Origin of the sequence: Bacillus sp. L_1B0_5, from assembly GCF_000836715.1 — a bacterium.
In the GTDB taxonomy this organism is placed as follows: Bacteria; Bacillota; Bacilli; order Bacillales; family Bacillaceae_G; genus Bacillus_A; species Bacillus_A thuringiensis_S.
This window is the reverse complement of record NZ_JXIS01000001.1, coordinates 189,917-203,113: the sequence shown is the minus strand read 5'-3', so window position 1 is coordinate 203,113 and position 13,197 is coordinate 189,917. Positions and strand designations below refer to the sequence as shown.

Genomic DNA, 13,197 nt, shown 5'->3' with positions numbered 1-13,197 from the left:
CTGAGTGAATACATGAGTTAACTTTTTTACAAAAGCCCTATTTTGTACAAAGTAAAAACAGCTTATGGCTGCTTTGGTTCCTCATTTATTAATTGTTGTACTAATACCTTTAATTCATAAATTTCAGCTTTCATTGAAACTTTCTCAAGTTTTTCTGCTTCAAGTTGTTCTTTAAGAGTATCAACTTCCTGCTTCAACATACCGTGGTCAAATTGAAGATTTTTAACTTTAAAGTCAACTTCTTGTATTGATTGAATAGAAATTGCAACCGAGCTATAAAGTGTTACAGCGTCTTTCTGTGGTGTGGTGAATACATCGTCAGATTCCTCCGCAATCATGCCGTAATTAATTGGAAGTGTAATAGACTCCCCTGACTCGAAGCGTTCAACATCTCTTATAAAGTGATACTGTTTGATGTTTACAGAGTTGATTTTATCTAAAGCAGAGAATGGAAGGTCTTCTATGTCCGTTTTAAGCGTACGAGAAGAATTAGGGATAAATTCTTGCGCCCACATACGTCCTGTAGCAGATATATTTTCTTTAGCTCGCAGTGTTCTTAACTCTATATCTCGCCATCCATTACCATACACATCTTTAATTTGTAAATTCATATCATAGCCTGATACAAGACTCGCTCTTAGCATTAATCTTCCCATGTTTAAATCATGATCATTAACGCCATTGGCAAAGTATATACTGTTACCAGTACTTTTTCTATCAAAATGAAACTCACCATAGTCATTTTTAAAATAATGTGGCTCTGTGGTTGTCACTATAAACTTTCCGTATCCTGGAGCCCATCCCACTGAGTTAAAAACAATGTCATTCAAATTATCAAAGTATAATCTTCCGGCTGCATATGCATACAGATGTCCACCGTCATTCTGCATTTGAATATATGATGACCATATATTGGTGCCTTCTGCATTTTCTCCTTTAGAAATCCCAAATTTCGCATACGCTTTAGAAGGTTGATCGACTCCATTAATTCGTGGCATGACTTGATAAATATAAAACGATCCTGTACCAGCGTATTTTCTATTATCAGAACCAAGGACTAATGAAGGTTGAATACTTCCATCATTTGCTTCCATAAATCCTATATAACCACGCGGCCTATCTGCATCGAAAATCTTCATGTCTTGCTTATTTATTTCAACAAATCTGTTTCCACTTGTTTTAAGTGTTACCCCTTCTAAAACTTTTCCTTTAATATGATTTGCTGTAATGAAACCTACTAAGTTAATTCTGTTCGCATTCAACGTAATGTTTTCTTTGCTCATATTAAATGCTGCAATTACATCGTTCTCTTTTACAGATAGACTAACGCCCTTTTCAGTTAACTGAAGACGGGTTTCCATATCTCTTACATAAGAATCTTTTGCAAATTGTCCATTTGCTTGCTCTATTGTGTATACTTCTTTCTTTTTTGCTGCGGCATTGATACCCTCTTCATTTATAGTGAAACGGTTGTCGATCATAGTCATTTTCTGATTAAATTGTTCCGTTGCAAGTTTATTAGCTAATTCGCCCAATAAGTCTTGTTTATTTTTATCAACTGTTTGCTTCAACTCAGGTATCTTAAACCCAGCAACATAATCCTCTACTTGTTTCAGCTCAACTTTACCTTGCAGTGCTTTCGCAGTATTTTCCCAACCAGCTTTCGCCTCTTGTAATTGTCTTCCTTGTTCTGTCTGCGTATTTTGTATTAATGAGACATTTTGTTTAATGGTAGTTGCATCTTTTTCTACGGTAGCAACACGTTTATCAAAACCATTTTGATTATTTTCCACTTTTGTGATTGTTTCTTTAATTCCATCCACACTTTTTGTAATTTCAGTTGTTTTCTGGGTGAATTCATCCGTTGTTACCTGTTCTTCAGGCGGCGCTGTCCAATCTTGCGGCTTATTCCCTTTATACAAGGCAACCCATTCCACAATAGATTTCGTAGTGCTACTCGGATAGTTATATAAGCTTAACTTTCGTTCATTTCCACTTGTAGCTGCAACTGCTTTGAAGGTTACATACGTTATTCCATTCGCGTAAACACTTGTTGCATATCCAACATTGCTAGACCCACCATTCTGCCAAATTCCAAATTTCTGTCCTTGTGGGACACTCCCTTTAATTACAAAGGTATATTCTTCACCCGCAAAGAAATTTTCAGTTAGAGTATATTGATTGATTAGATAGTCTGTTTTTTCATATTTAACATTTGATTTTAATAAAAGGTTACGTCCACCAGCTTTATCACTATTAACCTTTGTTTCTACACTCGTCAACTTCTCACTGATTTTCCCAGCTTTTTCTTCTATTTCAGTAGTTGTTTTCTTTAGTTCACTTGTTGTTTGTTGCACATCAGAAATACTCTTCTTTGTACCTTCTACAGTTGTTTCAACTGTATTTAATTTATTGCTAATGTCAGTATCTTTTTTCGTTAACGATTCAATAGAAGTTTTAAATCCATTAGAATCCTGTTCAAACTGAGTTACTTTCTTATCGATTTCACCTTGTTTATTTTCGATATTAGAAATTGTACGACTGACACCTTGTAAACCTTCCTGTACTTTATTAAATTGTCCTGTAGCTTGATTCTGTGCTTCTTGTACCTTTTGGTTTAATTCTGTTTTTGTGACCTCAATATTTTTATTAACCTGCTCAAGTGTTTCTTTCTTAACTGATTCAACATCTGGTACAACCGATTCCCAAGCTGTACCTGTCCATATTTTTAAAATGCCGGGCTTTCCGTTACTAATATCACGCCAAAGCGTTTTATTAGTTTTAAGACCTGTTGTCGGTGGATTCTTAGCTTCTATAATTTCAACAGTATTATTTTTAATATTCTCTTGTACCTTTTCGGCAAGTGTTTTCGCTGCTTCTGATTCTTTCTTAGCGTTACTTGCTGTTTCATTCGCTTCTTTCACCAATTTATCTAGCTGATCCAGCATTTCTTGTTTCTCACCGAATTTACTAAGGATTCGGTTGTAAATCTTCCGTAATTCCTCGTTTTGGTCTACTATCTCTCTATAATCCCCAAATTCGTATTTATCTTGTTCAGGATCCGTAAAAGATTCATCACCGGCAATTACACGTGCTTCCAGGTATAACTTAGGTGTGAAGCCTGTATCTTTGATTCGGATTGTATCTCCTTCATTGATTAGTTCATGCGCTAGTCCGAAAATTCGACCGATTGATTGTGCCTCTACTTCATACGAAACTGAAGAATTAATACGTTTTTTCAGTTCTATTTCCATTAACGTCATTAAACGTTGTGGCGTCATATTTAACTCTTCTGTTTCTGGCGTATAAAAACCAAACTTATGCTTGCCACGTTCGTTCCATCGTTGAAATGCATCATTATCGACAATATACGGAAGTCCCCTGTTAATACTTTCAATAGTGATTACACTATCGTCTTCACCTTTTACAAATCCGACTAACGCTGTACAAATATCTCTTGAATGTTCAATACGTGTAACACCTATCAAATCTTTACCTAACTCTATTTCTTTGCCAGTGTCTCGGCCACGCCTTTGAATCATATCGACATACCATCCAACTATTTGTGACCCTTGAACCTCAACACGATATTGAATTTCTAATTTGAACAAAGAAGCTATTTTCTTCAAAAAGGTTAACGGATCCATAAATTCATCAATGGTCATCGTATGGAATCCTGCATAATCTGTTTTTCCACGTTTCCATTTCATGCCTACAAGAGCCATATCGATAAATTCGTTTACTGTTTTACCTTCTATCCTTTGTGGTTTTATAATGCCTGATTTAGCAATTTGAACCCAAGCTCCTGAAGCATATGTGGTAATGGATCGTTTATCTGAATTCTTCTCTGTTTCTGTAATGACATATGGTACAACTCTTCCATCGCGAACTTCTTTTAGAACAAGATTTTGTTGTTGTAACGTAGCCGAATGAGTTGTTCCATCAAAGACAGCAAAATCCAACATATCAACATTGTTTTTCAGTTCCCAATGCCTTTTGTCATCCCAATAGTCATTTGACTGGATAGCTGCAACGATTTGATCTGTTTTGAAATCCACAACATGCAAAATCCCGCTTGGTGTTCTCATCTGTATCTCTCCCTATAACTAACAGTTGCTTTAACATCTGGCGGCATTATATCGATACGATTCTCACCACGTATTACAGTTGGAAAATTACTGAAAATGTCTTTTAAATTAATCGCATTTTTACCGTTAATGGTTACAAGACTTTTTTCTGTATCAATTATAATCTTGTCTCCCGTATCAAAAATGTAAGGTGGATTATTTTGAGTATTTAAATTCACTTTCCAGAATTTCAAATCTGAAACGGTCATTGCTTCTACTGGCGGTACATCTTGCCATTGCATAATACTAATCTGGATTTGTGCTGCTTTTTCCATATGATAATTATTTTCATCCGTCCACCTTGCAAATCGTTCTGAATCATCCTTTTCTGTCCCCGGAAGGAATTTCGAGATATAAGCCTCCCACACATTTCCCGTTCTAGCTATCCACAATCTTCCGTAATATTGATTCCATGTATTCGGATAATCACCACTCTCATAAATCAAACCTATTTTTCCCGGCTTATTATCATATCCAATTACCATTGTTCCGAAATTTTGTTCAGCTTGCCAAAACACATCAGACATAGCAATTTTTGAAAGCACCTTGCTATTTTCATCGAGTATCGCTATCTCAACCCGTCCCATTTCATTGATTCTTTTACTCTTACATGTAACGTAAGCTTGCATAATAAAATCTTGTACTGGGCCACCGGGGATATTTTTTTTAACAGCTGCACCATGCCACCCTTTCCCTGCACTAGTACCAAAATCAGAACAATAAAATTGATATTTATCTGATTTCATTTCGCCAATCGGTTCGCCATCTTCCATCGAACTGACTTTACTCCAACCTACAGTGTTAGCCATTTCATCCCATATAAGCCTTTGATTTCTTTCAACAGGTAGTTGCTCTGTTTTCAACGGATAACCGATCCTAAAATAATCACGATTATACGGATACTCACCAAACCATACATCTAAAAATGTACTCGGTTTCTTGGCCTCAATCTCAATAATTGGAGGCGCTTCTACATTACCTTGATTGACGAAAGAAGTAGTGATTTCAGTGGACCAGTTTTGAGTAAACGTATGAGTATTTTGTTTACCTAATTTATACGGCATTGGACAAACAAAAGTAATAACACCTCTACCTCTATTGACTATTTCATCCAAATCGACAGAACCATCAATTAATGCTAAATAAGTCCTGTCTAACTCATCATCAAAAATAAGTTCAGCTGGTTGCTCTGTATATAGCCAATCTGCTAAATCCTCTTTTATCTTTTGTAAATCCGCCATATCTTTTTTTGCTTTAATGACAAGAGGAACATCAATACGACGTTCCTCCGTTTCTGTATTAATAAAAAGAGCCCCTGCACGATGAGGGACTCTTACTAATTTTCTTTTAACTGGAGCCCATGAAGGACGTTTTCTTCCGGCTAGCATTTGAATATAATCTTTTCTAATATTATTAAAAGTAAAACTAAGTTTCCCCAATGTGCTCACCACCCTTAAAATTCCGCTCTTCTTTTTTGTTCACGATCTTGAAGTTTTGTCGTATATGTGTAACTTCCGTTCGCTAATTCTTTTCCATCTAAAACGTTGGTCATATTTACAGTTAAATTTAATTCTTGTTCTCTACCTGATCTATCCGAGAACATAGTTTTTGCTGTAGGTGCGTTGTTATAAGGTGATTGTAGTTGCGTATCCCCATTGAAATCAGCAAGTGTATTATGCGGGATACTATAATGCGAAGTTTGGAATCCAAAATCAAAAACAGATGGCATATTCCCCATCTGCTTCTTAACGGTTCCGACTACATTTTTTGCTGCATCGACAACAAATCGTTTCCCTTTATCCATACCAACTCCAACACCCTCTGGAACTGCGCTACCGACTGGAATCATCACTTTAGATGGACTGTTAATTTCTAACGCTCCAGAAATAGTCTTTTTAATCTCTCCAGCAATGCTTTTCGCCTTACTATATAACCCACCTGTCGCATCATCCAAACCTTTTTCAAGACCTTCTATAATTGATTTACCGACGGAACGTAGATTTATAGTGCTGAAGAATTTTTCAACTGTATTCCATTTATCTTCAATATCGCTCTTTATCTCCCGCATTTTATCATTAACAGCTTTTTTCTGCTCTTCAAATTTTCTTGAAACTGTATTTTTTATTTCTTCCACCTTGTTGTCGGCTGAAGTTTTGGTTTCTTCCCACCATTTCGTTATACCTGACCAAGTTTCTTTCATCTTTTGAACGACATCATCTTTCATTACTTGGTATTTGGATTTTATCTGACCAGTTTCCCAATCAACTTGATTTGCATGTTCTCCTGCTTGCGCTTTTGCTTCACTTACAATTTCCTTATGCTTATCTCTTGCTGTAGAAACCGTGCTATTATATTGACGATTTGCTTCTGCAATAGCTGCATCCGCTTCTTCTTTATTAAGTGTTCCTGACTCATCTCGTAGACGTATCGCATATGCGATTTTATCATCCCGAGTCTTTTTCGCATCTTCAATAACCTTATCTCTTGCTTTGGCACTATTTTCAACAACTTCTGCTGCTTGTCTAGCTGTAATTTCACTAGCTTGTACTCGCATATTCTCATAAATAACCTTTTGTTCCATTTGATTTTTAGACATATGTTGGATAGCTGTCCTATCCATTTCGTCTTGTAAAGCTTGTAAAGAAATCCTTTCAGATGTAGTAAATTCACGCTTTTCATTTGCTGCTGTTTGAATGATTTCTTTGATTTTATTTTCTTTTTCTTGTGTTTTTAACTTTTCTTGTTCGTAATGTTGATTCATTTGTTCAATCCGCTTATTTTCTTCTTCCGCGGTTAACACATAAGAATCCGCAAAGAACTTTTTAAGTCCCTCAACTTCTTTTTGTTGTCTTGCATTTGTTTTTTCTATAATCGTGTTACCTAACTTGTCATATTGGCCAATTAACTTCTGCGACTGTTCTTCTGTTATTACTTCATGGTTCAATCTAATTTCAGTCAACTTTTGTCTAATACCATCAGACAGCTTGAAATACTCACCAAGAACTTTCTTTGTAGAAGAACTTACTTTCCCTTCTGTATTTGTAGCAAAGCGATCTACAGAAGCAATACTGTCTTCAGTTGCTTTTTGATACCCTTTATATGCTAATACACCAACACCAACAGCGGCCGCTACCACCCCTAAAGCAATTGCTACTGGTCCTAAAGCTACGGTTAATATTCCTAAAACTGCGCCCGTTACACTAGTAGCCGCTGTAGCTACACCCATTGCTATTGCTAAAGAACCAATACCAGAAACAACCATACCGATCGCCCCCATTATTACTCCAATAACAGTAGCAACCGCTGTTAGCGCAAGAACAATACCACCTGTAATTGCAATGGCCTTTTGTACTGGCCCTGGTAATGAGTTAAATCCATCTACAAGCTTCTGCAATCCAGCAACAAAAACACTAACCACAGGGGCAAGCGCATCACCAATTGTCTTTTTCATTGTCGAAAACGCTGAATCTAGTAATGTAAGACGTCCCTTTAATGTATCAATCTTAGTGGCTGCAACCTCAGCTGCTGTCACTTTTGACATGGCATCCCACATGCTGTTTACCCCATTCGCACCTTCTTTGAAAAGAATAGTTGCACCACGTACAGCATCCGATCCGAATAACGTTTCCAATGCCATACTTCGTTGCTGGTCTGTTAAATCTTTCATCGATTCATGAAGGGTTCCTGAAATATTTTCTAAACTTTGAATATGCCCCTGTTGATCATAGAATTTTGAAGATAAGAAAGCGGAGCTTGTTGCTAATTCACGGAATGTTGTTTCACATTTTTTATTCCATTTCTTCGCTCCTTCTGTCTTCATTACATATCCTTCAAGAGCCGTTTCAATGTCTCCCACACTTCTAGACGCTGGTGTAACTCCATTTTTAACCAAGAAATCAAATCCTGCTTGCGCATTATAAGTGATGAGCCCCAGATCTTTCATTTGGTTATATGCTTCTTTAGTAGTGGGGTTCAACCTCATCAGCATCGTTTTTAAAGATGTACCTGCATCTGAACCTTTTAAACCATTCTGCGCAAATACAGCTAGAGTTGTAGCTGTATCTTTAAACGTCATCCCTGCTCCTGCTGCTACTGCTGATGATGCCGCTAAACCATATTTCAGCTCACGTACATCTGTAGCTGAAGCATTAGCGGCTCCAGATAAAATGTTTGCTGCATCCGCAACAGAAAGGTGATCTGCTTTAAATGCATTTAAGGCTGTGGATGCAATCTCTGCTGCTTCACCTAATTCTAGTTCTCCTGCTGTAGCTAAGTTAAGAGCACCTTCTAAACCACCATTTATAATATCTGTTAAACTAACTCCAGCTTTTATTAATTCCTCTATACCTTGTCCTGCTTGAACACTAGAGTATTTTGTTGTTTCTCCCATGTTGACAGCTAATTCGCTTAATTTCTTCATTTCTTCTCCAGTAGAGCCAGATACAGCTTTCACATTGGCCATTTGTTGCTCAAAATTCATGGATTCTTCTACAGCTGATTTTAAACCCCGACCTATTGCATAAGTCATTCCGCCAAACACCATACCGATTTGCATTCCTGCATTTTGCAAATGATTACCTAATGTCTCCATACGATTACCAAAATTCAATAAACGATTACCTTGCTGCTCTAATTCACGATTTGACTGCTGTAACCCAGTTTCAAATCTATTAAGTTCAGCTGTAGCACGATGAATTTGTTCAGCATAATGTTGTGCCGATTGACTCGCTTCGCCTTCTTCAGCTTTTGCGCGATTATAGGCTTGTTGAAGTTCCCTAATCTTTTCTTTCTGCTTATCCACCATGCGAGTGAGAACATCAATTTTTGCCCGTGTTTGCTCTGTTGCATTAGAAAAACCGCCCATACCAGTTGTAATAGACTGAAATTCAGCCTGTAAGGATTTCAAAGAGTTATTTAACTTATCCATCCCTTTTTGTTCAGCTTGACGGTTTACTTGCTTTAATTCATTTTCAAATCTATTTAAATCCGCTACTGCTTTATTCACTTGCGAAGCATATCGCTGGGTTGCTGCATCATTTTCACCTAATTTAGCCTTATTTTGATCGTAGGCTTGTCGCAAAGCTCTAACTTTTTCTTTTTGTGCTTCAATAAGCCTGCTGAGTGTATTCATTTTCGCTTGCGTTTGTTGACTAGCATTTGCGAAGCCACCCATTCCTGTACTTACAGATTTCAGCTCATTCTGTAATGTTCTAACCGCACGTCCTGAGTTTGCTATACCTTGACGAAAATTCACATTATCAAGGGACAGCCTAACGACTAAATTATTCATTTCATTCGCCATCATCTTCCCCCTTATTAGATAATGTTTTCTGCTGGAACTTCAATTTCATTTGAATTCTGATTTCCACTATTTGAAGGATCTTGTTCACGATATTTTTGGTTTAGCCTTAAATAATGCCAGATATCCATTTCGTTATCGATATGATGGTGTTTATACCCCTGACGTAATAAAGAGAGGTAGAGCTCGTCCATAAACTCACTGAACGTTAGCCCCCCTCCCTCTACGCGTTTGGGTTTGTTTCTTCTCCAGTTCCTGGTGTGCCACCAGCCGCTCCCACAGTTTCATTGATGATCGCATTAATTACATCGGAAGTTGTGGATAAAAATTTACGAGCATCCACACCGTCCCAATATTGATCTAATGTAAATTGTTCCCCGTAAACTTTTACTACATATTGAACCATTTTATCCATATCCTCAGGACCTGGATTATTTGGAATATCAGCAAGTTCAGGTGCTTGACGAATTAAACGTGCTGGAATAAACTCCGGTAAATGAAAATTTTTCTTTTCTTCCTTGATTATTAGTGTTAATTTCATGGCTTTTCCTCCTCGTTAATAAAAAAGAGAGAGAGCTTTTGCTCCCCCCTTACTTTCCTGCTGGTGGTTGTACTACAGGCTTCTCATACACCTTTTTAAACCAATTATCCCCCACAGCTTTTGTAAATGTAGGTTCATCAGCATCAGCTGTAAATTTAGGCCTATCGTCAAAATCACGCTCAATAAATGAACCTTTGAGTTTCGTTGTTTGGAAGTTAGGCTTATCCTTCTTCGTTTCGCCTTCTTCTTCCTCTTGTGAAAGCTTCCCTTTTAATAACCAAACATATCGATATTTCCCATTAGCCTTTAAGAAACGCCAGCCGATTGCTAAATAAGGCTTTTCACCTTCGCGTCTCTCATCTAGCACACCGTCTTTCACTTCTGGATACCCTTCAATATCTGCTTTTGTTGATAATGAAATACTACGAAGTTCAATCTCTACTTCTACTTCCCCATCAGACTCAGCAATTTCCGATTTTTTGTTATCGCTCCACATAATCTCCGAAGCTACCTTTTTAGAAGTTTTAATCTTTACAGCGCCTTCCATTTCTTTCACTGCACTATAGTCAACACCTGTTGCATCATCTTTTAATAACTTTGCGTAAACAAGGCTATCTACACCGACAGTTGAACTAATTTTAATCACTTCTCCGGCCATCTATAACTCCACTCCTTTTGCGAATCGCATCGCGTAATGAAAAATTTGTGTATCATCTTCATATAAATCAGCAACCGCATAGCGTGAAAAACCAATACTTTTCATGATTTCATTCACTTTTTTATGGATTGCTGTTGTACTGCCTTTTGACCAAATATCGATTTGAAATGTAATTTCGCTTTCGCTTTCCTCGTTATCTGCAAAACGATCTGGTCTATTGTCTAGTTCGAAAAACGTAATACGCGGAAACTCTTCAGCATTTTTAGCTTTACGATAATAAACACGTTTTCCACCCAATAAAGAAACAAGCTCCTGATTATTTTCAAGAGCTTGCACAATTTCGGGGCGTAAATTCATCATATATTCAACCTCATTTCATTCTTCAAGATGTCTGTCATAGCACGAATTGCCGCTTCTTTTGAAGAATTAAATCCAGGTTCTATAAATGGCTCTGCTGGCATTTTAGACGTTCCCCATTCTAAGAACTTTCCGTAGAAATAAGGGGAACGATCCGCTTTATCTATACCAATTTTGATCGTTTTTATGCCGCCCTCCATTTTTGCTTTTGTAACCCGTATATTATCAGCCAAATGTTGTCCTGTTCGCCACGGCTCGCTTTTTGTTGCTTTTTTAGGGCTATCACTCCTTGGGGCTATTTCAGAAATAGCTTTTCGAATAGGCTCGCCACCTGCTGCAAGGGCTTTATCTTCAATCTTTTCTCCACGTAAACCCATTTGCTCTAATTCAGATATCAGGCGATCAAAACCTAAAAAATCAACACCATCAGCCATTCATTCCACCACGCTTCCACATGATTGATAAAGTGTGTTTTTCAGTTGGAATAACTGAAACAATGTCATAAATTACGTTCTTATATTTAATCTTCATATCAGCATTCACATCAGAACGATATCGGATTTCTGTTTCACCTTGAATTTCGCTATTAGCTGCCGCGGCTTCAAAGTATTTTCTTCCCTTTAAAAAAATAAAAGAGCCCCATACAGTAAATGAATCCTTGTAACCTTCTATTGGATCACCGTCCGGGCTCTTTGCTTCCTCGTCTTTCACTTGAAATGTAAGACGTTTATCTAATTTACCTGGATTCACTTGAATCACCACCACAATATTGCAACTGAACTAATATCGACTGCAAACTAAATGCCAATTGTTCAGCTTTTCCAACCGCTTCACGGTTTTCATGCCAATGAGCAATTAAAATACGAGCTGCTAATTTAGCAAGCTCGCTTTTTAAATCCACATTTTTACTTGTAGCATTTTTAATATATATTTCAGCTGCGATTACGAAAGATGTAATGAGATCGTCCTCTTCATCACCATCCACACGAAGATACTTTTTTGCTTCTTCTAATGTTAGTACCAAGAAGAACCCCTCCTACATCATTAAGCTTTAGCTGTAACTGTAATTTGGCCATATACAACCGCTTCTGTATCCCATAACGTAACGTCTTCACGTTCAATTGCTCGGAATTCTGTTGTATTACCTCTCCAAGCACTTCCACCCTCTTTTGTCATATCAAGCGATAACTGCTGTCTATCCCATAACACAACTGCTTCTTTTAGGTCCCCAACAATAAATGGTGCTTTACCATCTTTATCTGTAGCAATTGTCTTATTGGATAAAACAATAACTGGCTTTCCTGATAATAGCTTACGTGTTGGATTTGTTGGATCTGGTTGAAGAAGTGGACGGCCATCTTTATCTTCTAATTGATCTAAGTAATTGAATCCATCTTGGTTTGTAATAATGTTTGCTACTGCTGAGAAAGCTGGATCTAATGTGACATTTAATGCGGTTTTAATGCCTTTATAATCCTTTAAATCAACTTTTGTTAATTTGTTGATTTCTTGTAAAATTAAATAATTACGAGTTGCAATAGATTTCTTCGCAATCCACTGACGTAAATAAGCTTCTAGCGCTTGATCCGTATCATTTAATAAATCATTTGGTACAGGTAGAAATCCTGCATAATCCTCAATAACATACGGTAAACGATCAAATTGTGGCGAAGCAATTTCTTGCATTGCATTTGGGTTTCCATACTCAGATAATGGAGCGAAAGGTGTAGATGCTGCACGTTTTTCTAATGTGCGAGCGCCCTTATTCGTTGAAACAGGTTGCACATTTACATATTGCTCTAAGTTATCAACCGTTTGTTTTAATTGATTAATCGTTGTCGTAATATCTTCTGGAACAATATAACCGCCGTCTTTACCTGTATTCTCAGATAATGCTGCTTTGTATTCCTGCATAACGCTTGCTTCTTCATGACTTAAATTTTGACCACGTATAGCTTTCATAAACACTTCTTTATACGATGAATCTTCATTTTTAACTGATGATGGAGGCAAAACCCTTGCTTGTGAATTTACAGGGTCAGAAACTTGAATTTGCATCATTGCTAGATAGTTATCTAATTCATTTTTCGCGTTTTTCGCTTCTTCAATTTTCGCTTTTGCATCTTCATATTTACCGCTGTTATTAAACTCTTCCGCTTTCGCTTTCAAATCTGCAACTTTTTGGCGTAACTCTTGTTCACGTTTATCCATTCCG

General features: G+C 37.2%; 10 protein-coding genes. All 10 read right to left on the bottom strand.

Annotated elements, in window-relative coordinates; genetic code table 11:
• Positions 1 to 62 precede the first annotated feature (62 nt).
• Positions 63 to 4,088: a phage tail spike protein gene (locus RT27_RS01075; RefSeq protein WP_043935094.1), complete on the bottom strand. Its 4,026-nt coding sequence runs from the start codon at positions 4,086 to 4,088 to the stop codon at positions 63 to 65.
• The gene (locus RT27_RS01070; protein WP_082044892.1) at positions 4,085 to 5,566 is read right to left on the bottom strand and encodes a distal tail protein Dit; all 1,482 of its coding nucleotides are present in this window, start codon (positions 5,564 to 5,566) and stop codon (positions 4,085 to 4,087) included. The genes RT27_RS01075 and RT27_RS01070 overlap by 4 nt, the downstream gene beginning before the upstream one ends.
• 14 nt (positions 5,567 to 5,580) lie before the next feature.
• The gene (locus RT27_RS01065) at positions 5,581 to 9,429 is read right to left on the bottom strand and encodes a phage tail tape measure protein (RefSeq protein ID WP_043935093.1); all 3,849 of its coding nucleotides are present in this window, start codon (positions 9,427 to 9,429) and stop codon (positions 5,581 to 5,583) included.
• 220 nt (positions 9,430 to 9,649) lie between these two features.
• Positions 9,650 to 9,967, bottom strand: a complete 318-nt coding sequence (locus RT27_RS01060; protein WP_015382186.1) for a hypothetical protein — start codon at positions 9,965 to 9,967, stop codon at positions 9,650 to 9,652.
• Positions 9,968 to 10,016: 49 nt separating this feature from the next.
• The gene (locus tag RT27_RS01055; RefSeq protein WP_000896770.1) at positions 10,017 to 10,625 is read right to left on the bottom strand and encodes a major tail protein; all 609 of its coding nucleotides are present in this window, start codon (positions 10,623 to 10,625) and stop codon (positions 10,017 to 10,019) included.
• Complete coding sequence (locus tag RT27_RS01050) at positions 10,626 to 10,985, bottom strand: DUF3168 domain-containing protein (protein WP_043935092.1); 360 nt, start codon at positions 10,983 to 10,985, stop codon at positions 10,626 to 10,628.
• The gene (locus RT27_RS01045; RefSeq protein WP_015382184.1) at positions 10,982 to 11,416 is read right to left on the bottom strand and encodes an HK97-gp10 family putative phage morphogenesis protein; all 435 of its coding nucleotides are present in this window, start codon (positions 11,414 to 11,416) and stop codon (positions 10,982 to 10,984) included. The genes RT27_RS01050 and RT27_RS01045 overlap by 4 nt, the downstream gene beginning before the upstream one ends.
• Entirely contained in the window at positions 11,409 to 11,732 is a 324-nt protein-coding gene (locus RT27_RS01040) for a phage head closure protein (protein WP_043935091.1), read from the bottom strand. Before RT27_RS01040 ends, RT27_RS01045 begins: the two co-directional genes overlap by 8 nt.
• A complete protein-coding gene (locus tag RT27_RS01035; protein WP_016077615.1) occupies positions 11,719 to 12,006 on the bottom strand; it encodes a head-tail connector protein in 288 nt (95 codons plus the stop codon). The genes RT27_RS01040 and RT27_RS01035 overlap by 14 nt, the downstream gene beginning before the upstream one ends.
• Before the next feature lie 20 nt (positions 12,007 to 12,026).
• Positions 12,027 to 13,193 carry a phage major capsid protein gene (locus RT27_RS01030; RefSeq protein ID WP_003263053.1) on the bottom strand — a complete coding sequence of 389 codons (1,167 nt, stop codon included), beginning with the start codon at positions 13,191 to 13,193 and terminating at the stop codon, positions 12,027 to 12,029.
• Positions 13,194 to 13,197 lie beyond the last annotated feature (4 nt).